Annotated in this window: 25 protein-coding genes; 19 read left to right on the top strand and 6 right to left on the bottom strand. The window is 72.2% G+C overall.

Annotated features, from left to right (window positions below; all coding sequences use genetic code 11):
- Positions 1 to 355: 355 nt before the first annotated feature.
- The 6 genes from BKA00_RS19405 to BKA00_RS19380 are packed head-to-tail and all read left to right on the top strand — an operon-like array spanning position 356 to position 6,334.
- Complete coding sequence (locus BKA00_RS19405; protein WP_230298564.1) at positions 356 to 1,189, top strand: STAS domain-containing protein; 834 nt, start codon at positions 356 to 358, stop codon at positions 1,187 to 1,189.
- Positions 1,189 to 1,575 (top strand): STAS domain-containing protein, encoded by a 387-nt coding sequence (locus BKA00_RS19400; protein WP_185026971.1) that lies wholly within the window; start codon positions 1,189 to 1,191, stop codon positions 1,573 to 1,575. The genes BKA00_RS19405 and BKA00_RS19400 overlap by 1 nt, the downstream gene beginning before the upstream one ends.
- Entirely contained in the window at positions 1,572 to 1,982 is a 411-nt protein-coding gene (locus tag BKA00_RS19395) for an ATP-binding protein (protein ID WP_185026969.1), read from the top strand. Before BKA00_RS19400 ends, BKA00_RS19395 begins: the two co-directional genes overlap by 4 nt.
- A complete protein-coding gene (locus BKA00_RS19390) occupies positions 1,970 to 3,028 on the top strand; it encodes an ATP-binding protein (protein WP_230298563.1) in 1,059 nt (352 codons plus the stop codon). The genes BKA00_RS19395 and BKA00_RS19390 overlap by 13 nt, the downstream gene beginning before the upstream one ends.
- Positions 3,029 to 3,032: 4 nt before the next feature.
- Positions 3,033 to 4,757, top strand: coding sequence for a sensor histidine kinase (locus BKA00_RS19385; RefSeq protein WP_185026967.1), 1,725 nt, complete (start codon positions 3,033 to 3,035; stop codon positions 4,755 to 4,757).
- The gene (locus BKA00_RS19380) at positions 4,754 to 6,334 is read left to right on the top strand and encodes a fused response regulator/phosphatase (RefSeq protein ID WP_185026965.1); all 1,581 of its coding nucleotides are present in this window, start codon (positions 4,754 to 4,756) and stop codon (positions 6,332 to 6,334) included. Before BKA00_RS19385 ends, BKA00_RS19380 begins: the two co-directional genes overlap by 4 nt.
- Position 6,335: 1 nt before the next feature.
- Here the strand turns inward: BKA00_RS19380 and BKA00_RS19375 are convergent, their stop codons facing one another.
- Positions 6,336 to 7,661 (bottom strand): metal-dependent hydrolase family protein, encoded by a 1,326-nt coding sequence (locus tag BKA00_RS19375; protein ID WP_230298562.1) that lies wholly within the window; start codon positions 7,659 to 7,661, stop codon positions 6,336 to 6,338.
- 266 nt (positions 7,662 to 7,927) lie between these two features.
- Here BKA00_RS19375 and BKA00_RS19370 point away from each other — a divergent pair, with 266 nt between their 5' ends.
- The 11 genes from BKA00_RS19370 to BKA00_RS19320 all read left to right on the top strand — a co-directional run bounded on the left by BKA00_RS19370 (position 7,928) and on the right by BKA00_RS19320 (position 17,295).
- Positions 7,928 to 8,872 carry an urea transporter gene (locus tag BKA00_RS19370; RefSeq protein WP_338072148.1) on the top strand — a complete coding sequence of 315 codons (945 nt, stop codon included), beginning with the start codon at positions 7,928 to 7,930 and terminating at the stop codon, positions 8,870 to 8,872.
- 34 nt (positions 8,873 to 8,906) lie between these two features.
- Complete coding sequence (locus BKA00_RS19365) at positions 8,907 to 9,215, top strand: urease subunit gamma (protein ID WP_185026962.1); 309 nt, start codon at positions 8,907 to 8,909, stop codon at positions 9,213 to 9,215.
- Positions 9,215 to 10,015 (top strand): sirohydrochlorin chelatase, encoded by an 801-nt coding sequence (locus BKA00_RS19360; protein WP_185026959.1) that lies wholly within the window; start codon positions 9,215 to 9,217, stop codon positions 10,013 to 10,015. The genes BKA00_RS19365 and BKA00_RS19360 overlap by 1 nt, the downstream gene beginning before the upstream one ends.
- Positions 10,005 to 10,436: an urease subunit beta gene (gene ureB / locus BKA00_RS19355; protein WP_185026957.1), complete on the top strand. Its 432-nt coding sequence runs from the start codon at positions 10,005 to 10,007 to the stop codon at positions 10,434 to 10,436. The genes BKA00_RS19360 and ureB overlap by 11 nt, the downstream gene beginning before the upstream one ends.
- Positions 10,437 to 10,442: 6 nt before the next feature.
- Positions 10,443 to 12,164: an urease subunit alpha gene (gene ureC, locus BKA00_RS19350; RefSeq protein WP_185026955.1), complete on the top strand. Its 1,722-nt coding sequence runs from the start codon at positions 10,443 to 10,445 to the stop codon at positions 12,162 to 12,164.
- Positions 12,161 to 12,871, top strand: a complete 711-nt coding sequence (locus BKA00_RS19345) for an urease accessory protein UreF (protein WP_185026953.1) — start codon at positions 12,161 to 12,163, stop codon at positions 12,869 to 12,871. The genes ureC and BKA00_RS19345 overlap by 4 nt, the downstream gene beginning before the upstream one ends.
- A gap of 23 nt (positions 12,872 to 12,894) precedes the next feature.
- Positions 12,895 to 13,530 (top strand): urease accessory protein UreG, encoded by a 636-nt coding sequence (gene ureG, locus BKA00_RS19340; protein ID WP_185026951.1) that lies wholly within the window; start codon positions 12,895 to 12,897, stop codon positions 13,528 to 13,530.
- 62 nt (positions 13,531 to 13,592) lie between these two features.
- Positions 13,593 to 14,480: an urease accessory protein UreD gene (locus BKA00_RS19335; protein WP_230298561.1), complete on the top strand. Its 888-nt coding sequence runs from the start codon at positions 13,593 to 13,595 to the stop codon at positions 14,478 to 14,480.
- Between the two features lie 8 nt (positions 14,481 to 14,488).
- On the top strand, positions 14,489 to 15,004 hold the full coding sequence (locus BKA00_RS19330) for a FluC/FEX family fluoride channel (RefSeq protein ID WP_185026949.1): 516 nt from the start codon (positions 14,489 to 14,491) through the stop codon (positions 15,002 to 15,004).
- Positions 15,001 to 15,357, top strand: coding sequence for a fluoride efflux transporter CrcB (gene crcB, locus BKA00_RS19325; protein ID WP_185026947.1), 357 nt, complete (start codon positions 15,001 to 15,003; stop codon positions 15,355 to 15,357). Before BKA00_RS19330 ends, crcB begins: the two co-directional genes overlap by 4 nt.
- Before the next feature lie 18 nt (positions 15,358 to 15,375).
- Positions 15,376 to 17,295, top strand: coding sequence for an FUSC family protein (locus BKA00_RS19320; RefSeq protein WP_185026945.1), 1,920 nt, complete (start codon positions 15,376 to 15,378; stop codon positions 17,293 to 17,295).
- Between the two features lie 13 nt (positions 17,296 to 17,308).
- Here BKA00_RS19320 and BKA00_RS19315 read toward each other — a convergent pair whose 3' ends face one another.
- Positions 17,309 to 18,523, bottom strand: coding sequence for an ammonium transporter (locus BKA00_RS19315; RefSeq protein ID WP_185026943.1), 1,215 nt, complete (start codon positions 18,521 to 18,523; stop codon positions 17,309 to 17,311).
- 300 nt (positions 18,524 to 18,823) lie between these two features.
- Here BKA00_RS19315 and BKA00_RS19310 point away from each other — a divergent pair, with 300 nt between their 5' ends.
- On the top strand, positions 18,824 to 19,834 hold the full coding sequence (locus tag BKA00_RS19310) for an NBR1-Ig-like domain-containing protein (RefSeq protein WP_230298579.1): 1,011 nt from the start codon (positions 18,824 to 18,826) through the stop codon (positions 19,832 to 19,834).
- A 52-nt stretch (positions 19,835 to 19,886) separates the two neighbouring features.
- On the opposite strand, the gene BKA00_RS19305 is transcribed toward BKA00_RS19310, so the two are convergent.
- The 3 genes from BKA00_RS19305 to BKA00_RS19295 form a co-directional block, all read right to left on the bottom strand.
- Complete coding sequence (locus BKA00_RS19305; RefSeq protein WP_185026939.1) at positions 19,887 to 20,834, bottom strand: peptidase inhibitor family I36 protein; 948 nt, start codon at positions 20,832 to 20,834, stop codon at positions 19,887 to 19,889.
- 34 nt (positions 20,835 to 20,868) lie between these two features.
- Positions 20,869 to 21,759 carry a peptidase inhibitor family I36 protein gene (locus tag BKA00_RS19300; protein ID WP_185026937.1) on the bottom strand — a complete coding sequence of 297 codons (891 nt, stop codon included), beginning with the start codon at positions 21,757 to 21,759 and terminating at the stop codon, positions 20,869 to 20,871.
- A 99-nt stretch (positions 21,760 to 21,858) separates the two neighbouring features.
- Positions 21,859 to 22,719: a peptidoglycan-binding domain-containing protein gene (locus BKA00_RS19295; RefSeq protein WP_185026935.1), complete on the bottom strand. Its 861-nt coding sequence runs from the start codon at positions 22,717 to 22,719 to the stop codon at positions 21,859 to 21,861.
- A 233-nt stretch (positions 22,720 to 22,952) separates the two neighbouring features.
- Between BKA00_RS19295 and BKA00_RS19290 the strand changes: the two genes are divergently transcribed.
- Entirely contained in the window at positions 22,953 to 23,729 is a 777-nt protein-coding gene (locus BKA00_RS19290) for an aldo/keto reductase (RefSeq protein ID WP_185026934.1), read from the top strand.
- 54 nt (positions 23,730 to 23,783) lie between these two features.
- Here the strand turns inward: BKA00_RS19290 and BKA00_RS19285 are convergent, their stop codons facing one another.
- Positions 23,784 to 24,602: an alpha/beta hydrolase gene (locus BKA00_RS19285; protein WP_230298559.1), complete on the bottom strand. Its 819-nt coding sequence runs from the start codon at positions 24,600 to 24,602 to the stop codon at positions 23,784 to 23,786.
- Positions 24,603 to 24,652: the final 50 nt, after the last annotated feature.

The raw sequence follows: 24,652 nt of genomic DNA, 5'->3' as shown, positions 1-24,652 counted from the left end.
CCATGGAGCTTCATCCAGCCCTGTGCGGATGCGGTGGACCTTCCTCTATGGCGGCCTGTCCAGAGCGGGCCAGGGTCCAGCCCGCCGGTCGAGCGTGCCCGTTTCGCGCCCGCGCGGGGCGGGCCGATGGCGGCCATGCGCTCTCGATCACCGCCGGTAACCGGCGTTGCGGGTTACCGGTCAGTCGCTTCCTGGTCCCCGAGCCCGCCCGCCGAGCGCGTCCCGGACCGGAGCCACAACACCGCCCGCCCCGGATGATCAAGGCGCTTAGTCCGTTTCTCTCTGCTATGGGCGGTACTCTTCCCGCAGCGTTCATGCGTGATGAAGGCGCGGCGGGCAGAGAGGGACACGGCAGTTGAGCAAGGCAACAGGCGATGCGCGTCTTCCGGAGCTGCTGCGCTCCCGGCGGGATGTCATTCTTGACCGGTGGGTCGACCTGGTCGTCGCGGGGGTGCGCGGCCGGATCACGGAGAGTGAGCTCAGAACCGAGCTCTCCGAGCTGTACGGGCTGATCGAGAGGGCGACCGGCGGAGAGCGGGAGGCGGCCGGGGAACTCCGGGCCGCGCTGACCGAGATCTCCCGCACCCGCGCCCGGCAGGGGTTCAGCCCCAGCGAGACCGCGGTGAGCGTGTTCTCGCTCAAGCAGGCGGTGCTGGAGCAGGTCGGCGCCATCGAGGACGTGGCGGCGTACGCCGAGTTCGCGGCGTTCTCCTCCGAGATCGACGATCTGGGGTTGGTGACCTTCGAGACCTACGCCGCCGCGCGCGAGCAGGTCATCGCCGACCAGACGGAGCAGCTGCTCGAACTGTCCACGCCCGTGGTGAAGCTCTGGGACGGGATCCTCGGGGTCCCGCTGGTGGGCACGCTCGACTCCGCGCGCGCGCAGGTGGTGATGGAGACCCTGCTGGAGCGCCTGGTCGAGACGGGCTCGCAGTTCGCCGTGATCGACATCACCGGCGTCCCGGCCGTGGACACCGAGGTGGCCCAGCACCTGCTGAAGACCGTGATGGCGGCCAGGCTGATGGGCACCGACTGCGTGATCTCCGGTATCCGCCCGCAGATCGCCCAGACCATCGTGGCGCTCGGGATCGAGTTCGGCGACATCCCGACGAAGGCCTCGCTGGCCGACGCCCTGGAGTGGGCGCTGGAGCGCAGCGGCACCCGGGTCGTCGGCGGGGCGGGGGCCTGATGGAGCGCGTGCCGATTCTGAAGATCGGCCAGGTGCTGCTGGTGTCGATCCAGGTCGACCTCCAGGACCAGACCGTTCTGGCGCTCCAGGAGGACCTGGCCGACCGGATCGTCAGGACGGGCGCCCGCGGTGTGATCATCGACATCACCGCGGTGGACATCGTCGACTCGTTCATCGGCAGGATGTTCGCCACCATCGCCTCGATGTCGCGGCTGATGGACGCCGAGACCGTGGTGGTGGGCATGCGGCCCGCGGTGGCGATCACCCTGGTCGAGCTGGGCCTGTCGCTGGGCGGCGTCCGCACCGCCCTGGACCTGGAGAAGGGCATGCGGCTGCTCGGCGCGCCGCTGCCGACCATCGGATCCGGCGCCGTGGACGGGCCGTGACGACTCCCGGGGGCGACGGCGTCCCCATCGCCTCCAACGACGACGTGGTCAGGGTGCGGCAGCTCGTGCGGGCCGCGGCGGCCGCCGCGGGGATGTCGCTGGTCGACCAGACCAAGATCGTCACCGCGGCCAGCGAGCTGGCCCGCAACACCTTCGTGCACGGCGGAGGCGGCTCCGCGCGCGTGGAGTCCGTCGTCAACGCGCGGGGACGCGCCGGGGTGCGGCTGGTGTTCACCGACTCCGGCGGCGGAATCCCCGACGTGGCGCAGGCGCTGACCGAGGGATGGACGAGCGGGGGCGGCCTCGGCCTCGGCCTGCCGGGCGCGCGGCGCCTGGCCGACGAGTTCGAGCTGGAGACCGAGGTCGGGAGGGGCACCACGGTGACGGTGACCAAGTGGACCCGCTGACCGGCACCGGATGGATGACCAGCCCGCCCGCCGGTGACGCGGTGTGGCTGCGGGCCGAGGAGCCCAGCGCGGCGGCCGGCGCGCGGCGCCAGGCGGCCCGCCTGGCCGAGCGGCTCGGCTTCGCCGGGGAGCGGCTCGGGCAGATCCAGCTCGCGGTGACCGAGGCGGCCACCAACCTGGCCAAGCACGCGGTGCAGGGGGAGATCCTCGTACGGATCGTGCGGGTGGGGGAGGAGGCCGCGCTGGAGCTCGTGTGCATGGACCGGGGCCCCGGCATCCCCGATGTCCGCGCGTCCCGCATGGACGGGCACACCACGTCCGGCACCCTCGGCCTCGGACTCGGCTCGATCGAGCGGCTCGCCGACCGCACCGGCATGCATTCGCTTCCGGGCACCGGCACGGTCCTGTTCGCCGGGTTCTCACGGCCCGGCGGCGACGCGGCCCCCGTCGACCGGCCGGGCCCGCCCTTCGCCGGGCTGACCCGGCCGATCGACGGCGAAGAGGAGTGCGGTGACGCCTACGCCGCGCGGCTGGACGGCGGGACGGTCTACGCGATGGTCTGCGACGGCCTCGGGCACGGGCCGATGGCGGCGCGGGCCGGCCGGGAGGCCGTCATGGCGATGCGCGAGGCCGTGCTGCCGGCGCGCCCCCTCGACCTGCTGCGGCAGGTGCACCAGCGGCTCGCGGCGACCCGGGGCGGTGCGGTCGCGGTGGCGGCCGTGGACCCGGCGGCGGGCACGGTGCGGTTCGCGGGGCTGGGCAACGTCGCCGGATGGATCGTCGGCCCCGACCGCCGGCACGGCATGATCTCGGTGCCGGGCATCGCCGGCGCGAAGACCCGGACGCTGCGCGAGCACGCCTACGACCTGCCGGAGGGCGCCGCCGTGGTGCTGCACTCCGACGGGCTGACCGACAAGTGGGGCGCCGCCGGGCGGCCCGGTCCCGCCCGCGAGCCGCTGCTCATCGCCGCGGACCTGCTGCGCTCCGCCGGGGTGCGGCACGACGACCGCTGCGTCCTCGCCGTGACCACCGCCGGGCGGAGGTGAGCCGATGGCGGAGGAACTGCTGCGACTGGGGGTCGGCGACGACGAGGGGGTCTTCGCCCTCCGCCAGGCCGGGCGCCATGTCGCCGCGGCGGTCCGTCTCGACTTCCAGGACCAGGTGCGGGTCGCCACCGCGCTCAGCGAGATCGGCCGGGAGTTGGTGGCCCACTGCGGCAAGGTCGCGGTCGCCTTCCGCGTCGACCGGCGGCCGGCGCCGCGGCTGCTGATCGACATGGAGTACGCGCCCGTGCCGGGCGCCCCCCGCTCGAAGGAGGGCGACACCGCGGCCGCGCGCCTGATGGACCTGGTCGAGGAGACGGGGACGCAGGCGCGGCGGACCGTCCGGCTCGCCAAGAACCTGCCCGCGGACGCCACCGCGGTGACCGGCGCGACGCTCACCGACCTGCGCGCCCGGCTGGGACGCCTGCAGCCCGCCACCGCGCTGGAGGAGCTGCGGACCCAGAACGCCGAGCTCCTGCGGACGCTGGAGGACGTGCGGCGGCAGAGCGAGGAGCTCCGTGCGCTCAACACCGAGCTGGAGGAGACCAACCAGGGCGTGATGGCCCTCTACAACGAGCTGTCCACCGAGTTGGAGGAGACCAACCGGGGGGTGGTGGCGCTGTACGCCGAACTGGAGGAGAAGTCCGACCAGCTCCGCGAGGCGGGCGAGGCCAAGAACCGCTTCTGGGCCAACATCAGCCACGAGCTGCGCACGCCCGTCAACGGCGTCATCGGGCTCGCCCGGCTGCTCCTGGACCCCGCCGCCGAACCCCTCACCGAGGAGCAGCGGCACCAGGTCTCGCTGATCGCCGGCGCCAGCGAGACGCTGCTGTCCCTGGTGAACGAGCTGCTGGACATGGCCAAGGCCGAACAGGGCAGGCTCGCGCCGCGCCGCACCTTCGTCGAGGTGCCCTCGATGCTGCGGCAGCTGGCGGACCTGATGACGCCCATGGCCGAGCAGTCGGGGGTGCGGCTCCGGGTGGAGCCCGCCGAGGCGGGGGCCCTCAGCCTGGTCACCGACGAGGTGATGCTGACCCGCGTCCTGCGCAACCTGGTGGCCAACGGGCTCAAGTTCACCGACGAGGGCGAGGTGCGCCTGACGACCCGGCGAACCCCGGGCCACCTGGAGTTCCTCGTCACCGACACCGGGATCGGCATCCCGCCCGGCGAGCAGGAGCGCGTCTTCGAGGAGTTCTACCAGGTGCCGGGCGGCAAGCCGGGAGGGACGGGGCTCGGGCTGACCTACTCCCGCCGCCTCGCCCAGGCCCTGGGCGGAGATCTGACGCTGGAGAGCGAGGTCGGCGCGGGCACGACGGTGACGCTGCGCCTGCCTCCGTACCAGGGCCTGGCCGAACTCGGCCTCGCGCACGTGCTGGTCGCCGACGGGCACGAGGCCGGGCGCCGGGTCCTGCGCGACATGATCGGCGACGCCGCCGAACGCGTCAGCGAGGCCGGCGACCCGGGGAGCGTCCGCGACCTGGCCGCCTCCGGTGAACCGCCCGAGCTGATCCTGCTCGGACCCGACATCTCCGCCGCCGGCGCGGTAGGCGAGCCGGGCGGGCCGCCGCCCGGGACCGCCGTCGTGCTGATCGCCCCGTCGGACGCGGCCGCATCGGACGGGGCACTGCCGGAGCGCGTCGACGCCGTCCTCGACCAGGCCCAGCTCGCCCCGGTCATGCTCGCCGACGCGGTGGCGCGGGCCCGGGCCGGGCGAACGGCACGGACGCCATGAGCGACGTGATGCCGACCGTGACCACCCTGGTCGTCGACGACAACGAGACCAAGCGCTACATCATCGGCAGCTGGCTGCGCCGCGCCGGGCACACCGTCGTGGAGGCCGCCACCGCCGCCCAGTGCTGGGAGCGGCTCGCCGAGCACCAGGTCGATCTGGTCGTCCTGGACATCCATCTGCCCGACGCGAACGGCATGGAGGTCTGCGAGCAGATCAAGGCCGCCCCCGCGACGGCGTCGCTGCCCGTCGTCCACATCTCCGCCACGGCCGTCGAGGCCACCGACCGCACCCACGGGCTGCGGCGCGGCGCCGACGGCTACATGACCGACCCCATCGACCCGGGCGAGTTCATCGCCACCGTCGAGGCGGTCCTGCGCTACTACCGGGCCCGGCGGCGCGCCGAGCGGATCGCGGAGCGGATGGCGGCCTTCACCAGCACCTCGCTGGCCATCAACGCCGCGACGACCTTCGACGGGCTCGCGGCGGTGGCGGCGCGCGGCGCCTTCGACATCTTCTCGGCGCCCGCGGCGGTGTACATCCTCCCCCCGGACGGGCAGGTGAGGAGGACCGTCCACCTGGGCCACGAGCCGTGGAACCGGACCTGCCCTCCCGACCTGCCCGCGCGGCTCGCCGCGACGACCGGCCTCGGCGACGACACCGGCACCCGCCTCGCCGCCGTGCCCGAGGCGCGGTGGCGGGAGCTGCTGCCCGACAGCGAGCCCCAGGGGGACATCCTGCTGGTGACCACGCGGGCCAAGCGCGGCCGGCCGGCCATCGGCGTGGCGATCGAGGCGCGCGGCGCGGCCGACGAGGACGCCACCCACCTCCTGCGCCAGTTGGGCCAGGCGGTGGCCCTGGCGATGGAGGCGCTGCGCTCCTACACCGAGGAGCACCTGATCTCCCTGACGCTCCAGCGCAGCCTGCTGCCCGCCGTCCACCCCGCCATGCCCGGCTGGGCGTTCAGCGTCCGCTACGAGCCGGCCAGCGACCAGGCCGAGGTGGGCGGCGACTTCTACGAGGTCATCGACCGCGGCGAGGACGTCCTGGTGGCCATCGGCGACGTGCAGGGGCACTCCCTGCACGCGGCCACCGTCATGGCGGAGCTCCGGCACGCGATGCGCGCCTTCGCCGCGGAGGGCCATGACATCGTCGGCATCCTCCGGCTGCTCAACAACGTGATGCAGCGCTACCACGACGACCAGACCGCCACGATGTGCCTGATGTCGCTGGACCCGCGCACGGGACGGCTGAAGGTCGCCAACGCGGGCCACCTGCCGCCGCTCCACATCGCCGAGGGGCGGGCGGAGTACGGCGGCAGGGGCGGCCTGCTGCTCGGCTTCCCCGCCGAGCGGCTCGGCCTGGAGGAGACGAGCGTCCCGCCGGGGGGCACCGTCGTGCTCATCACCGACGGGCTGGTCGAGGAGCGCACCGTCTCCCTGGCCGCCAACCTCGAACGCCTCAGGATCCTCGCCACCGACGTGGACGACGACCTGGAGGCCTACAGCGACCGCATCATCGCCGAGTTCGGCCACCGCGAGGACGACGTCGCGCTCATCGTCCTGCGCCGCGACCCCTGAGTCAGGGGAGGGTGTTCTTGAAGATTTGGCCGTCCTTGACGATGAGCTTCAGGTTCGCGGCGGGATCGGCCAGCAGCGCGAGGTCGCGGGTGGGGTCGCCGCCGACCAGGAGCAGGTCGGCCCATGCCCCTTCGGCGATCACTCCCAGGCGCGCAAGGTGCGGCACCTCCCCGTGCGCGGCGGCGTCGGCGGGCGTCGGGTTCTGGTAGGGGTCGCGGGGCCCGGCCTTGCGGAACAGCTCGGCGTTGCCGGACGTGGCGATCTTCAATGCCGCGAGAGGGCCGCCCGCCAGCCCGGCCATCCGCGCGAGCATCTCGCTCTGCCTGGTGCTGCGGGCGGGGTCCAGCATCAGGTCGGTGCCGAACGCGACGCGCACGCCGTGCTCGCGGGCCCAGCCGAAGACGTGCTCCACCCCCTCGCACACCCGCCGGTTCTTCGCGGCCGACGCCGGATCCGGGTAGGAGTGGTCGCTCTCGGCGAACGGCTGGGTGCACAGCCAGACGCCCTCGTCGGCCATGAAGGCGAGGTCGTCCTCCTCGGCCAGATGCCCGTGCTCGATCACCTGGACCCCGGCCCGGACGGCCCGCCGGATGCCGGGGCCGGTGTAGACGTGCACCGCGACGTAGGTGCCCCAGTCGGCCGCCGCCTCCACCCCGGCGCGCAGCTCGCCGGCCGTGTACTGCAGGACGTCCAGGTGGTCGTAGGCGGACGCGACGCCCCCGCCGGCCATCATCTTGATCTGCGAGGCGCCCTTCCTCAGCTGCTCGCGTACGCCCGCCAGCACCTGCGACGTGCCGTCCGCGATCCGCATGAGGCCGAGCCGCTCCGCGCGGGAGGCCGCGCCGCCCAGCGCGGTCGGGACGTCGTACACCATGCCGAAGTCGCCGTGCCCGCCGGTCTGGGACAGGCCCGCCTGGCTCGGGTAGATCCGGGGGCCGGGCAGCGCCCCGGCATCGATCATCCGTTTGAGGTCGCCGGTGTCGCCGGCCATGTCGCGCACGGTCGTGAACCCGCGCATCAGCATCGCGCGGGCCTCGGCCGCGCCCCTGAGGTAGCCGACGCCCGCGCCGCCCAGCATCAGCTCGGCCTGCGTGGCCCCGGCCAGGACGAGGTGGACGTGGGCGTCGCTGAGGCCGGGGATGAGCGTGCCGCCGCGCCCGTCGACGACCGTGCCGGGCGCTCCGCCCGCGGGCGGAGCGCCGGCGCCCACGGACTTGATCTTGGTGCCCTCGACCACCACGTGCCCGGTCCGGACCCGGTCGCCCACCCCGTCGAAGATCCGCACATCGCGGATGACGATCGTCTCCGCGGGCCGCTGGTCGCTCACGACCCGTTCCTGCCCGCCCCGCGCCCGGCGACGGGACGATCACCAAGGAATTGCCGAGCCTTACCGTCGCCGTGAAACGCGGCGGGGTTTCCGGGCCGATCCCGCGCGCCGATGGTTGACCCGAAACGTGCACTCTCTTGAGCTAGCCGACCGAGGCAGCGGGAATCAGCCGAGGCGTACGGGATTCGTGCTCCGCGTTTACGTGCGGGGCGTTAAGGAGTCGGCACTTGTCCTCGGCACCCACGCCACCGGATCCGACGGAACCGGTGGCGGAACCGGAGCGGCGGCGAGGTCTTGACCATCTTCTCACCATTCCGCGAGGAATCGCGCAGGTCGATTTCCAGCCGAACTACTGGACCGGCCTCATATTCCTCGCCGCCCTGTTCGCGGGCGGGTGGCAGTTCGGCGTCTTCGGCCTGCTGGGGACGGTCGCCGCCACGCTCACCGCCTACCTGTTCGGAGTCTCGTGGCGGGAGCGGATCTCGCTCGGGCTGGAGGGCTTCTGCGGCACGCTGATCGGCGTCAGCCTGGTGCTGTACCTGGACGCCCGGTGGATGACGGCGCTGCTGGTCGTCGGCGGCGCGATCGCGGGCAGCGTGCTCACCTCGGCGCTGCGCGCGGTCCTCACGCCGTACGACCTGCCGACGTTCACCGCGCCCTTCTGCGTGGTCACGTCCGTGATGGTCATCGGCGGGCCGTCCTTCGGCCGGGTGTGGGCGGAGCACGCGGGGTCGGCCCCGCCGTCCGCGTCCGCTCCCGGCACGGCGATGAGCTGGACGTACTTCTGGAAGGGCACGTTCAACGGTGTCGGCCAGGTGTTCTTCCAGGACAAGTGGTACGTCGGCCTGGTCTTCCTGGCCGGCCTGGTCGTCGCCGGATGGGTGACGGGGCTGGTGGCGCTGGTCTCCAGCCTGATCGGCCTGCTCACCGGCTGGGCCCTCGGTGCGCAGGCCGCGGACCTCGGGGCCGGCCTCTACGGCTACAACTCCGTGCTGACCGGGCTCGCGCTGTTCGGCACGTTCGTCGCGGTCACCTCGGTGAGCGCCGTCTACGCCGTGATCGGCACGGTGGCGGCGGCGGGCCTGACGGCCGGCGTCGGAACCCTGTTCGAGGTGGTCGGAGGCCACACCCTCACCTGGCCGTTCGTGCTGGTGACCTGGGTGTTCCTCGCCGCCGTCCCGATGCTTCACAAGATCGAGCGCGCTGGGTGACCGCCGGCGGCGACCAGGCGCGGAAAGGAAACCGATGAACCTCACCCCGCGGGAGATGGACAAGCTGGTCCTCTTCACGGCCGCCCAGATGGCGCAGCAGCGCCGGGACAGGGGGTTGAAGCTGAACTACGCCGAGACGGTGGCGCTGATCAGCTCGGCGATCGTGGAGGCGGCACGGGACGGCAGGACCGTCGCCGAGTGCATGGAGCTCGGCAAGCGGGTGGTCGGGTCCGACGACGTGCTGCCCGGCGTGCGCGCGATGCTGAAGCTGATCCAGATCGAGGCCGCCTTCGACGATGGCACCAAGCTGGTCTCCTGCCACGACCCGGTCGGCGGCAAGTAGTGTCCGGCGGCCGGCGGGTCGTCCTGGTCGGCGGGCACGAGAGCCGGCAGGGCCGGTGCATTCCGGACCTGGTCGGCCCCGGGGGCCCGCGCGTCCACGCTCCGGGACGGGACTTGCACGCGGCGGTGCGGCCGCGGGACCGGCTCGTGGCGGTGCCGATGACGCTCGGCCGCGACCCGGAACTGCCGGTCGTCACCGCGCAGACCCTGAGCTGGGCGGCCCGGGAACGCGCGCCGGGAGACCTGCTGCTGGCCGGGCCGCTGGGCACGGCCGAGCACCTGGTCGGCTGGATCAGGGGCGCGGTCACCCGGACGCTGCGCGACGGAGCGGGGGAGCGAGCGGTCCTGCTCGTGGCGCCCGCCGCCGGGCCCGAATCCGACGCCGAGTTGTTCAGGGTGGCGCGGCTGGTGTGGCAGTACACGCCCGTCCGCTGGGTGGAGGTCGCACTGTCAGGTGGTGAGCCGGACGTGGACGAGGGCGTCGAGCGTTGCCGGCGCCTGGGGGCGGACGACGTCGTCCTGGTGCCCGCCTCCTTCGCCCCGGTGCCCCAGAGGGCCGGTGCGCGGACCTCGGGCCCGCTCCTCGGCCCCGCGTCGCTCGCCGCGCTGATCCGCGAACGGGTGGCCGAGGCGGAACGCCGGTGGAGCGAGGACGGCGACGACGGGCTGGCATCCGCCGCCCCCGGACACGGCCACGGCCATGGGCACGGCCACGGCCATGAGCGGGATCACGGTCATCTTCAGGAGATTCCACGTCGGGTGACGGCGGACACGAAAGGAGAGGAGTCCCATGTCGGATGACGTTTACATGTACGGCGAGGGCGATATCGAACTGAACGCCGGTCAGCCCAGGGAGACCATCCTGGTGCAGAACACGGGCGACCGCGCCGTCCAGGTCGGGTCGCACTTCCATTTCTTCGAGGCCAACCGGGCGCTGAAATTCGAACGCGACAAGGCGTTCGGGAAACGGCTGGACATCCCGTCGGGTACCGCGGTCCGGTTCGAGCCCGGGGACACCAAGGAGGTGACCCTGGTCGAGTACGGCGGCGGGCTGCGGCTGGTGGGATTCGGGGGCCTGCTCAACGGCAGCGTCCGGTCGAGCGAGGCCCACCGCACCGCGCTGCGGCGGATGCACAAGCGCGGCTACCTCGACGAGCCGGTCGAACCGCCGAAGAAGACGACCGGGAAGACGAAATCCTCCCGTTCCGGAAAGAAGGGCTGAGCCGTCATGACCACGATGAGCCGTCAGCAGTACGCGTCCATGTACGGCCCGACGGTGGGCGACCGGCTCCGCCTGGCGGACACCGACCTCGTCGTCGAGGTGGAGAAGGACCACACCGAGGGGCACTACGGGGACGAGGCCCAGTACGGCGGCGGCAAGACCGCCCGCGACGGCATGTCGGCCGACCCCGCGTCGGGGCGGTCGGTCGCCCTGGACATGGTGATCACGAACGCGCTGGTCATCGACCCGGTGCTCGGCGTCGTCAAGGGCGACATCGGCATCAAGGACGGGAAGATCGCCGGGATCGGCAAGTCGGGCAACCCGCACACCCAGAACGGCGTCGACCGGCGTCTGATCATCAGCGCGACCACCGAGGTGATCTCCGGTGAGAACCTCATCGCCACGCCCGGCGGGATCGACACCCACGTCCACTTCATCACGCCGCAGCAGGCCCAGCACGCGCTGAGCAACGGGATCACCACCCTGGTCGGCGGCGGCACCGGTCCGGCGGACGGCAGCCGCGGCTGCACCACCACCCCCGGCCCGTGGAACATCTCCCGCATCCTCCAGGCCTACGAGGACATCCCGATCAACATCGCCGTCTACGGCAAGGGCAACAGCAGCCTGCCGGGCCCGCTGGAGGAGCAGATCGCCGCGGGCGCCGCCGGTCTGAAGGTCCACGAGGACTGGGGCGCCACCCCGGCCGTCATCGACTGCGCGCTGTCGGTCGCCGACGAACTGGACATCCAGATCAACATCCACACCGACACCCTGAACGAGGCCGGCTTCGTCGAGGACACCATCAACGCGATCAACGGCCGCGCGATCCACACGTACCACTCCGAGGGCGCGGGCGGCGGGCACGCCCCCGACATCCTCCGGGTGACGGGCGAGCCCAACGTGCTCCCCGCCTCCACGAACCCGACGCTGCCCTACACCGCCAACTCGGTCGACGAGCTGCTGGACATGACGATGGTCTGCCACCACCTCAGCTACGACGTGCCCGAGGACGTGGCGTTCGCCGACAGCCGGGTCCGCGCCGAGACCATCTCGGCGGAGACGGTGCTGCACGACCTCGGCGTCATCAGCATCATCGGCTCGGACTCCCAGGCGATGGGCCGGGTGGGCGAGTCGTTCACCCGCGCCTTCCAGGTCGCCCACCACAACAAGGACAAGAGGGGCGCGCTGCCCGAGGACTCGTCCCGCAACGACAACTTCCGGGTGCTGCGCTACCTGGCCAAGCTGACCATCAACCCGGCCCGCGCCTCCGGGATAGCGGACACGATCGGGTCCCTGGAGGACGGCAAACTCGCCGACATCGTGCTGTGGCCGGTCCACTCCTTCGCAGCCAAGCCCTCCATGGTCGTCAAGGGCGGCATGGTGAGCTGGGCGCAGATGGGCGACCCGAACGCGTCCCTGCCGACGCCGCAGCCCGTCTACTACCGGCCCATGTACGGGGCCTTCGGCAGGGCGCTGTCGAGCACCTGCGCGACGTTCATGTCCGGCGCCGCGATCGAGGCGGGCGTGCCCGAGCGGCTCGAACTGAAGCGGCTGATCCGGCCGGTGCGCCAGTGCCGGACCGTCGACAAGCGCCACATGCTCCGCAACTCGACGCTCGCCGAGATCAAGGTCGATCCGGAGACCTACAGGGTGACCGTGGACGGGGAGCCCGCGCACATCGAACCGGCCACGAAGCTGCCGCTGAACCGGCTCTTCTTCTTGGCATGAGCACACGTCCGGGCACCGCGGACCTCGATCCGCTGCTGGCCCAGCTCCAGCTCACCGACTCCGGCTTCCCGAGCGGGATGTACACGTTGTCGCACGGTCTGGAGGGGTACGTCCAGCTCCAGATCACCGGGCCGGAGAACCTGCGCGAGCTGCTGACCGATCTGCTGGACAACACGGTGGGCCCGGCGGACGCGGCCGCCCTGGCGCTGGCGCACCGCGCGGCCCGCGAGGCCGACTGGGAAGAGCTGGTCCGCGTCGACCGGCGGCTGCACGCGATCAAGCTGAACCGCGAGCAGCGGCGCGCCTCGACCCGGACGGGCCGGCAGGTCCTGGACACGGCGGCCTTCGCTTTCCCGGTGCCCGAGACCGCCCGGCTGGCGGAGCTGGTGGCGGACAAGGCCGCGCCGGGCAACCACGCGGTCGTGGTCGGTGCGCTGTACGCGGGGCTGGGCGTGTCCGCGGCGCACGCGGTCGCCGCCGACCTGTACGCCTTCGCCGCGAGCTGGACGGCGGCGGCGGTGCGCCTGGGCCGCACCGACTTCCGCCGCGCCCAGCGGCTGCTGTGCGAGGTCCGCCCGGACCTCGCGCGGGTCGCGCGGGCGGCGCTCGCCGTCCGCGACCCGCGGGAGCTGCACGGCTCGGTGCCCGTCGCCGACGTCGTCTCGGCCGCGCACGAGCGGGCGGAGGCCCGCCTGTTCGTCACCTGATCCGTTGACACGAAGGAGGCGGGATGGAGCTGGAGAAGGTCTTCAAGGTGGGCATCGGAGGCCCGGTCGGAAGCGGCAAGACGGCGCTGATCGAGGTGCTGGTGCCGAGGCTGCAGACGCTGGGCCACCAGATCGGCGTCATCACCAACGACATCTACACCCAGGAGGACGCCGAGCACGTCCGCCGCACCCTGGCGGGGACGCTCGACCCCGAGCGGATCGTGGGGGTCGAGACGGGCGCGTGCCCGCACACCGCCGTCCGCGACGACCCGACCATGAACCTGGCGGCGGCGGCCGAGATGCTCGACCGCTTCCCCGGGCTCGACCTCCTGCTGTTCGAGAGCGGCGGCGACAACCTCACGCTCACCTTCAGCCCGGCGCTGGCCGACGTGTACATCTTCGTCCTGGACACCGCCGAGGGCGAGAAGATGCCGCGCAAGCGCGGCCCCGGCACCACCGACTCCGATCTGCTGGTCATCAACAAGATCGACATCGCCCCGTACGTCCGCACCGACCTGGCGGTCATGGAACGGGACGCGCGGGCGGTGCGCGGCGAGGGCCCGGTCGCGCTGACCGACTGCCTCGCCGGCACCGGCGTCGCGGAGGTCGTCGACTTCATCGAGGCGCGGGCGGGAGCGGCGTGTATCTCGCCGGTGTAGCGACGGAGGGCGGCGCAGGGGGGACCGACCGCCTCTCGCCCGAGCGGTACCTTCCCCGATGGGTGCCCGAGCCCGTGCGGCGGCACGCCGGCGCCGTGGACATGCTCCCGGCCGGCAGCCCCGGCAAGGTCGGCGTCCTCGACCTGGAATTCGAGCCGATCGGCGACCGGACGGAGCTGACCGGCCACTACCAGAAGGCGCCGCTGCACATCACCCGGCCTCTCTACCCGGATCCCGGCGCGCCGGATCTCCCGTACGTCATGCTCATGTCGTCCGGAGGCGGGGTCCTCCAGGGGGACCGCTACCGCGTCGACATCTCCTGCGGGGCGGGCGCGTCCGTCCACGTGACCACGCAGGGCGCCACCCGGCTGTACCGGATGGAGCAGGACTACGCCACACAGCTCGTCAATCTCGCCGTGGGCCCCGGCGGCTACCTGGAGTACCTGCCGGACACGACGATCCCCTTCGGCGGAACCCGCTTCTACCAGCACATCGCCGTCAACGCCCCTCCTGATGCCACCGTCCTGGTGGGCGAGACGCTGCTGGCCGGCCGGCTCGCCCGCGGCGAACGGCACGCGTACACGGCGTACTGCAGCGACGTCGAGGTGCACGACACCACGGGAGGGCTGCTGTTCGCCGACCCGCTCCACCTGGTACCGGAGGAACGGGCGGTGACCGGGCCCGCGGTGATGGACGACTTCGGGGTCCTGGCGTCCCTGTACGTCGTCACCACTCGGAGGCCCGCGCAGGCCGTGGCGGACGTGATGCACGAGGCGCTCGCCCGCACGGGACTGCGGGCCGGAGCCAGCGTCCTCCCCGGGGACCGGGGCGCCTGGGCGCGCGTCCTGGGGGAGGCTTCGCCCGAGGTCGAGACCGCCTTCATGCACGTCTGGGACGCCGTCCGCCGGCTGCTGCTCGGCGTCCCCGCCCCCGGCCGGCGCAGGTGGTGACACCGTCCATGGGGCATCCGGGGAGCCGGGCCGGGCGGCTGCTCCGCCGGGAGGCGGCCGAGGCCACCGTCCTGGACCGGCGCAGGAAGGGGCCGCCCCGCCATCCGGGGATCAAGCCGCGCGCGCTGCTCGACGTCGCGATCGGAGGAGCGGTCGGGGCCCTGGCCCGTGACCTGCTCATCAAGGCGATGCCGGGGGCGCGGCACGGCTTCCCCTGGGGGACGCTCCTCGTGAACATGCTCGGCTGCCTGTTCATCGGGATCCTGACGACGTACCTGCTCAAGGGCAGGCCGCACCCCGTCGCCCGTCCGCTGCTGGTGACCGGGTACCTCGGCGGGTTCACCACGTTCTCCCACCTCATCGACGGCGTGCACGCCCTCGGCCGCGCCGGGGCCTGGGACCAGGGCGCCGTCTACGCGGTGGTCAGCGTGGTGGGCGGGTGGATCGCGGTCGCCGCCGGCCTGTGGGGCGGAAAGCTCCTGCCGGCCCGCTCGGCCGGACCGGAGGGCGGCCCGCCGACATGATCGCCCTGCTGGTGCTCGTCGGAGGAGCGTGCGGCGCCATGCTGCGCTTCGTCCTGGACACGATCGTCAAGAACCGGTTCGGGAAGGCGTTCCCGTGGGGGACGCTGACGGTCAACCTCCTCGGCACGGGAACCCTGGGAGCCCTGCACGGCGTGACCACGAGCGCGGGCCCGGACGGTCTGGTCGGCACGGGCTTCTGCGGCGCGCTGACCACCTTCAGCACCTTCGAGCTGGACACAGTCCACCTCTTCCAAGACGGGAAGTACGCCAGGGGCTTGACGAACGTGCTCCTCTCCCTCGGGTTGGGCATCGGTGTGTTCACGCTCCTGTACGCGGCCTTCCAAGCGGTCTGACGCGGGCCGTCCGTGCCGATGGGCGCCACACGGGTCGCTGAGGGGAACTGGCTGAGCCGGGCCCTCGCGCCGTCCAGGGGCCCCGTGCCCTGGCTCGGCGCGGTCCGCGCGGCGGTCGCGTTCGGCGCGGTGATCGCGGTGTCGCTGGCCCTGGACGAGCCCCGCGCCGGACTGCTCGCGGCGGCCGGCATGGTGCTGGCGACGATGCGGCCCGACACCGGCCCCTACCGGTCGAGGGCGCTCGGCCTCGTCGTCTCGCAACTGGCGGGCGCGGCGGGCCTGGTGGTCGGCCCGTTCGCCCACGGGAGCGGCTGGGCGACGGTCACGATGACCACGGCGGTCGCGCTGCTGTCCGGGCTGGTCAGCTCGGTCGGCAACGTCGCGTCGGGGGCCTCGCTGGCGCTGCTGTTCATGAACGTGATCGGTACGGGGCTGCCCCGGCTCGGGTCGTGGTGGCTTCCCCCGCTCTGCCAGCTCGCGGGCGGCGCCTTCTACCTCGTCCTGGCGGTGCTGAGCTGGCGGTCGTGGAGCCGCCGCCCCGGACCCGAGCACCGGGCCGTCGCCGACGTCTACGGCAGGGCCGCCGACCTGATCGACGCCGCCCCCCACCCGGGTGATGCCCGGCTGGAGCTCAGCATGGCGGTGGACACCGCGCAGGACGCGCTGATGTGCCATCGCGTCCGGGACAACGAGAGCTGGGGCGAGGAGGCGCGGTGGCTGGTCGCCATGCTCAACGCCGCCACGCCACTGCTGGAGGCGCTCACCCTGCTCATCCGGTCCGAGCGGCCCGCGCCGCCAGGGCTGTCCGAGGCGGTGCGGCGCATCGCGGACGCCGTCCGGACCGGGGACCGGGACGCGGGGATCGCGCCGTTCCGCGGGGACCCGGCGTTCGCTCGGCCCGTCGAGTTCGCCCGGCGGCGGCTGTCGGAGACGCACCCCGAGGACCCCGACTGGCTCGGCCTGCCGCCCCCGCTGCCGGCCCGGGCGTACCGGGCCGCCCGGATGGCCCTCACCACCGCGGCGGCCTGGCGGTACGGGCTCCGGCTGGCCCTGTGCATGGCGATCGCCTCGGCGTTCGTCGAGTTCCCGGGCGTGCTCCACGACCTCTGGATCCCCACGGTGCACTCCGTCTGGCTTCCGCTGACGGTCGCCGTGGTCCTGAAACCCGACTTCGGCTCGGTCTTCGTCCGGTCCCTGCTGCGCGCGGTCGGCACGGTCGCGGCGGCCGTCCCCACCCTGCTGGTCCTGGCGGCCGTCCCGCGCGGCTGGGCAGCGGTGCCGCTCGCGGCGGTCCTCGGCGGTCTGATCCCGGTGCTGAAGGCCAGGTCCTACGCCATGCGGACGGTCGCGGTCACCCCCCTGATGCTCTTCCTGTTCGACATGACCTCGCCGCAGCCCTCCGGCGAGCTCGTGCTGGCCCGCCTGTCCGACACCCTCCTCGGCTGCGTCATCGTGATGGTCTTCGGGTACGCCCTCTGGCCGTGGAGCCGGCGGGTCCGGATCGGCGAGCGGTTCACCGCGGGGATCCGGGCGCTCGCCGACTACCTCGACGAGGCCTTCACCGGCCCCCGGGACGTCCGGGCCCGGGACCGCCGGGCGCTGCACCGCAGCCTCGACGCCGTCCGGGCCGACCTGCGGCAGATCCAGTCCGAACCCCCGCCGGCGGGCCGCACGGGTGCCGCCTGGCTGCCGGTCCTGGGCGCCCTCGACGCGCTCGTGGACACCGTCACCGCCGCGTCCGTCAAGGTCCGGGGAGGTGCCGAGCCGCCGCCGGAGCGGGCGGTCGGGGCCCTCTCGGCGGAGCTCCGGGAGATGGCCGCGGCGATCCGCGACGGGCGGCCGCAGCCGACGCGGGGCCTGCCCGGCCCGTCCGGCGAGGGCGTCCTCGGCGAGGCGGCCGTCCAGGCCCGCCGCCTGCGCAGGACCCTCCCGCTGTGACGGCCGGACGCGCTCACCCGATGCGCAGCTCCGTGTCGAGGCCCTCGGCCTCCTCGCGGGCGCTCGGCCGGAAGGCGAGCAGGACGTCCACGACCTTGCCGATGACGTAGGTCAGCACGAAGCTGTAGCAGCCGACGGCGAGAATGGCGACGACCTGCTTGCCGAGCAGGGAGACCGAGCCGCCGTAGACGAGACCGGCGGTGGGGCTGCCGTACTTGCCGGTGGCGAAGAACCCGAGCAGGATCACGCCGACGATGCCGCCGGCCCCGTGGATGCCCACGACGTCCAGGGTGTCGTCGTACCCGACGGACGTCTTGACCTCGACGGCGTAGGTGCAGACCACGGCGACGACGATGCCGAGCACGGTCGCCCCGAACAGGTTGACGTACCCGCAGGCCGGGGTGATGGCCACCAGGCCGGCGAGCGCGCCGGTCGTGCCCCCCAGCCTGGAGAACCGCCCGAACCGGGCCCGCTCCAGCAGCATCCAGGCGAGCATCGCGACGCACCCGCACATCATGGTGTTGACCACGGCGTTCGCCGCGAGGGCGCCGTCCGTCAGTGCCGATCCGCCGTTGAACCCGAACCAGCCGAACCACAGCAGGCCCATGCCGGCCATCACCAGCGGGATGTTCTTCGGCTCGGGAGGGCCCTCCCTGCGGAAGCGCAGCCCCGGCCCGAGCACGAGCGCCAGCGCCAGGCCCGCGATGCCGGAGTTGAGCTCGACGACCAGGCCGCCTGCGAAGTCCAGCGCGCCCCACCGGTTGATCCAGCCCCCCTTGGAGAACACCCAGTGGGCGATCGGGAGGTAGACGAGGGTCACCCAGACCACCCCGAAGACCATCCAGGGCCCGAGCCGTACGCGGTTGGCGACCGAGCCGCTGATCAGCGCGAGCGTGATGATCGCGAAGACCAGCTGGAACATCGAGAACACGTACTCCGGGATGACGCCCCTCAGCACCGACGGGGTGGTCCTGAGGAACTGCCACCTGCCCCAGCCGATGACGCCGGCTCCTCCGACGTCGTCGCCGAACGCGAGGCCGTACCCGTAGGCGAACCAGACGACGGTCACCACGGCGATCGAGACGAAGCTCATGTACAGGACGCTGACGAGGTTCTTCGCCCGGACCATTCCGCCGTAGAAGAGGGCGAGTCCCGGCGTCATGAGCAGCACCATGGCGAAGCTGACGAGCACCCATGCCGAATCGCCGGTATTCAACCCAAATCTCATGCCCAACTCCTGGCTTCAGGCGACACCATTGAGGTATGGGCATGCCGTGAGCACGTGAAACACCGGGGTTGAGTGTCTTGGACAAAATTACGTCCATCGGACTTTGCCTTCGGCCGTCGCGGCTTCGCCCGCACCCCCGGCGGCCGGGCCCGCGGCGCGGGCGCGGGCGCGGGCACGGGGCGGGACCTGTATCGCCTCAGCTGTTGATCAGTCCGAAAGGCGACCGGAACGGAAGAAAAACGATAAAAAACCGTGCTTGAGGGAGGACGTGGGCGCTGTTAGCTTCACCCGGTGGACCACATGCGTGCACAGGCGGAGGCGATCGAGGACTTCGCGGCGGTTCTGCGAGAACTGCGGGAATCAGTCGGCAACCCGCCTTTCCGGGAGATGTCCGGAAGGTCGGGGGCGATCTCGCACACGACGCTGCACGAGGCCACGAAGGGCAACCGGCTCCCGAGCTGGGGGACCACCGTCGAGTTCGTCAAGGCGTGCGGCGCGGAGCCGGCCGCGTACCGCGAACGCTGGGAGAGGGCGAACCGGGCGGTCAGGTCGGCGAGCGCCGGGAGGCCCGCGCCCGCCGCGCTCGAAGCCTCCGTCCCGGGCGCCGGGGAGGGCCTGGCCTTACCCGTCGCCGTCGAGCCGCCGGGTCCTCCGAAGGGTGACGGGACCTCGGCGTCCCGGCCCGCCCCGCCGCCGCCGCACGGGCGTATCGCGGGCGACGTCCGGGCGGTCTTCCCGGCGCCGAAGCGCCGGGGGCGGTTCCGGCTGAGCAGTCCGGGCGCGGTCGCGCTGGCGGCGGCGGTCATCGGCACCTGGGCCGTGGTCCTCATCGTGGTCGACCACGACTCCGGCAAGGACGGCATGGAGGAGTACGGCAACCGGGCGAAGAACGCGCTCACCCCGGCCGACTGCCCGGTGCAGCCGACCAACCCGGCGCCGGCCTCGCCGAGGCACAAGGGCGACGAGGCCAAGTTCGTCGCGGACATCACGCTTCCCGACTGCACGCGCGTCGGCACCGGCCAGAGCGTCACCAAGGTGTGGCGGCTCAAGAACACCGGAACGGTCCCATGGGACGGCTACTCGCTGCGCCGCCTCGACCTCCCGCAGAAGGCCGACAACTGCCAGACCATCTCCGAAGTGCCGATCGCCGACACGGAACCAGGCCACGCGGTCGACATCCGCACCGAGATCACCACGCCCCGGAAACCGGGCTTGTGTTACGTGCGGTTCAAGGTGGTGGACGGTGAGGGGAAGGTGGCGTTCCCCGGAAGCCGTCCGGTCAATTTCCAGGTCATCGTCGAAGGGCCGTAGCCCCCCGCCGCGAAGGGGGTGCGGCGGGGGGCCCGGTCGGACGGTCGAGGGATCAGGAGAGGACGATCCCGTTGTAGTAGGCCGTGAGGATCCTGGAGTAGCTCCAGCCCGCCTCGGCCTTGTCGCGGGAGCCGTACTGCGACATCCAGTCCCCGGTGACCCAGCCGCCGCACGCCGTCGTCGTGGAGCAGTAGTGGGCCTCAAGGATCTTTCCGCCGCGGGTCATGCGGGTGCCCCACGTCGCGTCCACCGCGGCGCTCGTCGACGCCTTGGCGGAGCCGGGCTTGTAGACCTGGCTCGACGTGGTGTCGTAGACGTCGAAGCACTGGCCGCCCGAGGTCTTGCGGGTCGAGTGCAGCGCCCAGTACCAGCCGTAGCTCTTGACGGCCATCGCCCCGGCCTTCAGCGACTCCGCGGGCCAGCTCGACACCCACTCGTTCGGCAGGACGTCCTTGACGTAGGTCTTGAACGCCACCCGGTCCACCCGGCCGAGCGACACCCGGTACACCAGGATCGTCGATGGGAGCTTGCTGTCGGTGCCGTCGGTCTTGCAACCGGTCGGCGGTGGCGTCGAGCTCAGGAACTGGTGCGAGGCGTTCTGGTTCTTCAGCGTGGCGTTCAGGTTGCCCTTGGTGCCTGCTTTGAAGTCCTGGTAGCTGCCGCCGTAGTTGCTGTTGTAGTAGACGCGGACGGTCTTGGTGCTGTTGTTCCAGACCGAGGCGGCGTTGTTCTTGACGCACAGGCCTTTGCCGTTGCCGTCGCCCTTGAAGTCGTAGCAGGAGGGCTGGGTGGTGCCGTAGTCGGCGACCGAACCGGTGAAGTCGGAGATCGAGCCCTGGTTGTCGCTGTTGTAGTAGTAGCAGAACTCGCCGCTGTCGCACTTGCCGTCGCGGGCGGCGGCCGAGGCGGGGGAGGCGGGGATGAGGGCGGTCCCGCCGAGCGCCAGGGCGGCGGTCGTCGCGGTGAGCCGCGAGATCAGGCGCGCGCTTCGTTTCGACACAGTCGTCTTCCCCTCTGGTGGAGGCCGCTGCGCCCTATCGGACGTTGTAGCCCTGGGAGTTCCAGAACGTGGTCGGGTTCGGGTTGTCCAGGGTCGGGTCGTTGACGCTCTTGGCCGCGTGCGTCTGCTGCCCGAGACGCATCTCGACGTGGGTGTGGGCGCCCGAGCTGGACGACACCCCGTGCCACGACTCGTCGGCGATGACCTGGCCGCGGCTGATCGACTGGCCCACGCTCAGCGAGGACCGCGGAGCGGAGTGCAGGTAGATCACCGTCTTGTTGAGCGAGGCGTTGTAGACGGAGATCGTGGACAGCCCCGAACTGCCGGTGGCCCCGCGCGCGATGTAGATGATCTTACCGGCCACCAGGGCGTGGACGTCGGAGCCGATGCCGCGGGCGATGTCGATGCCCTCGTGCCGGCCGGGCGTGGTGGTGTAGCCGTCGAAGCCGCAGGTGATGCTCCCGCCGCTCGCCGAGTACAGCCCGTACGACATGTTCGTGCGTGACGACGGCGAGAACTCGTGGGAGGCGTTCTGGTTCTTCAGCGTGGCGTTCAGGTTGCCCTTGGCGCCTGCTTTGAAGTCCTGGTAGCTGCCGCCGTAGTTGCTGTTGTAGTAGACGCGGACGGTCTTGGTGCTGTTGTTCCAGACCGAGGCGGCGTTGTTCTTGACGCACAGGCCTTTGCCGTTGCCGTCGCCCTTGAAGTCGTAGCAGGAGGGCTGGGTGGTGCCGTAGTCGGCGACCGAACCGGTGAAGTCGGAGATCGAGCCCTGGTTGTCGCTGTTGTAGTAGTAGCAGAACTCGCCGCTGTCGCACTTGCCGTCGCGGGCCGCCGCCGAGGCCGGCGACACGTAGACGGACGCCACCCCTCCGAGCGTGACCGCGCCGGTCGCCGTGGCGGTGAGGACCTTGGTGAGCTTGTTCATGCCGTTCTCGCCTTCTGTTCTCGTTCCTGTTGCCGTGCCTGTCTGTCGTCGTTGTCTGCGTCGTCGCTTGGTGTGTCGTCGCCTGGTGTACGGACGGGGTCAGCTGCGCTGGTACTCCTCCCAGGTGCGGATGGTCACCTTCGGGCCGTCGTCGGGCCCGCGGCCGGAGAGGCCGTTCAGGCCGAGGTAGTAGTCACCGGTCTGGTGCTGGGCCTGGCTTGAGAGGTCGGTGTCGCTGATGGCGGCGGCGTGGATGTGCCACGGCCAGTCGCCCTGGGCGGGGCTGCGCACCCATGCGGCGAAGCCGACACGGCGCAGCGCGCGGGCGACCGCGGTGCGGGTGGCGGAGTCCATCCCCTTCACCGAGACGTCCACGACGCCCCCGCCGTCGTGGGTGCCCGCGGAGGTGGGGTCGCCGCCGGGGTTGTAGGAGCCCTGGTCCAGCGCCAGGTCGCGGCCGAGCAGCCGCTCCGCCTCGGCCAGCATGCTCCGTGTCCGGGTGTTGACGACGACCCCGCCGGTGGACACGCGGGCGCCCGGTTCGATGGCGTCGGCGACGGCGAAGCGCCCGGTTCCGAGCTTGGCGAGCGACGCCTTGCCCGGCAGCCCGTTGGCGGCGAGACCGGTGTAGCCGAGAGACTTCTGGTACTTCGAGTAGGCGGCGACCGTGGTGGTGCCGAAGTAGCCGTCCACCCACGTGGCGTCGAGCAGGTTCCGGTCGCGCAGCGCCTGCTCGACCAGGAGCACGCTGGCCTTGGCTCCCGGGGTCAGCGTGTCGTCCGCCCTCCGGGGGTCGATCTGGGCGGCCTTGACGGTGGCCTCCATGTTCACGCTCGGCAGGGCCTGGACGCCGGGGGCCTGGCCGCCGGCCGCGAGGGCCGCCGGGGTCTCGACCGTTCCGGTGAACGAGGTGAGGAGGGTCGCCGTCACGACGGCGGCGGCGTACGAAGGCAGCTTCATCGGGTCTCCTGGTAGGGGACTGGGCGCAGAGCCCGCGACGGAGACCACGGTCACCCGGCCGCTCACCTGTTCACAAGAAGATCGTTGTTGTCAGCCTGTCCGCCAGGCGATTCCGTACAGATATGCACACGATCTGACAGACGGGACGCCCGGTCCAAAAGGCCCCTCCGGGGCGTCGGGCGTCAGGAAACGGAGATCGTTGCAGGGCGGCGATCGCGGGAAGGATGGGATGCATGACGCGGACTGTGAATCTGCCCGGCGGCACCGGGCTGCCGATGATCGGCTTCGGGACCTGGCAGCTGCGGCCCAAGGCGGCGTACGCGTCGGTGCGGGAGGCGCTCGAGATCGGCTACCGGCATGTCGACACCGCGACGCTGTACCGCAACGAGGCGGACGTCGGCCGGGCCGTGAAGGACAGCGGGGTCGACCGGGAGGAGGTCTTCGTCACCACCAAGCTGCGCCCGCAGGACGCGCGGGACGCCCGCCGCACCCTGGAGTCGAGCCTCCGCCTGCTCGGCACCGGCTACGTGGACCTCTGGCTGATCCACTGGCCGACCGGCCGGGACGAACTGGTCCCGACATGGCGGGCGCTGCTGGAGGCGCAGGACGCGGGACTGGTCCGCAACGCCGGGGTGAGCAACTACAGCCCGGCGCTGATCGACCGGCTGACGGAGGCCACCGGGCGGCGCCCGGCGGTCAACCAGATCGCGTGGAGCCCGGCGCAGCACGACCCCGCCCTGCTGGACGAGCACCGGCGCCGGGGGATCGCGGTCGAGGGCTACAGCGGCCTGAAGAACACCGACCTGCGCGATCCCGTCCTCACCGAGATCGCCGGGCGGTACGGGGTCACGCCGGCCCAGGTCGTCCTCCGCTGGCACCTGGAGCACGACATCGTGATCCTCCCGAGGTCGTCGCGCCGGGAGCACATCGCCGCCAACTTCGACCTCGAAGGCTTCGCCCTCACGGAGGAGGACGTCGCCGCCGTCGACGCCCTGGCCCGCAACGCCTGACCGGCCCGCCCCCCGCGAGCGGGGGCGGGCCGGTCAGGCGTGCCGGATCCGTGGTCAGCGGGGGTTGCCGGCGCGCCAGGCGACGTAGTCGGCGACCGCCTTGGCGACGTCGAACTCCGGGGTGAACCCGGTGTCGGCGGTGAGCCGGCCGATGTCGAGGTAGGGGTCCTCGCCGGGGCCGCTCCGCCTTCCGGGCAGGAGGTCGAGCCGCAGGCCGGGCGTGATCGCCTCCAGGGCCTCCGCGAACTCGCGGTTGGTGAACGGACGTCCGCTGGAGACGTTGTAGGTGTCGTGCCGCAGCGTCCTCGCCGTCATCAGGAGGGCGATCGCCCGCCCGGCGTCCGGCGCGTAGCAGCAGTCGCCGCCGTCCTTGGCGTGCGGCGGTGCCGGCCGCTCGCCGCGGAGCACCGCGCTGATGTACGGCGGGACGTGGAAGAGCAGCGGCCTGAGGGGCGGGGAGAGGAGGGCCCGGAGGAGGAGCGGCTGCCGGAGCAGCGCGTCCAGATCCGGCCCGCTGCTGATGAGCGCGAGCGACCCCACGAGGTCGGGACGCCGCTCGGCGAGCGCGGTGGCGACGTAGCCGCCGCTGGAGTGCCCGGCCACGTCGACGCGCCCGAGCCCGAGGCCGTCCAGCAGCGCGGCCACGCGGTCCGCCTGGTCGGGCACGTCGTAGGACGCGGCGGGCGGGGACTGCCCGCAGCCCGGCAGGTCGACCCGGATGACGTGCCGGTGGGCGGCGAGCGCCGGGATCATCGGCTTCCAGGTGCCGCCCGAGGCCCCCGATCCGTGGACGAGCAGCAGCGGCGGCGCCTGCCGCGGCCCGTCGTGCACCACGTGCATTCCGTGCGAACGCTCAACGTCGGACTCACTCATGCGGCCACCCTGCACGGGCGTTCGCCCACCGGTCTTGAAGAAATGTTCCG

The organism is Actinomadura coerulea (assembly GCF_014208105.1).
Taxonomy (GTDB): domain Bacteria; phylum Actinomycetota; class Actinomycetes; order Streptosporangiales; family Streptosporangiaceae; genus Spirillospora; species Spirillospora coerulea.
Note: the sequence above shows the minus strand (reverse complement) of the source record. Positions and strands in the feature narration are given on the sequence as shown.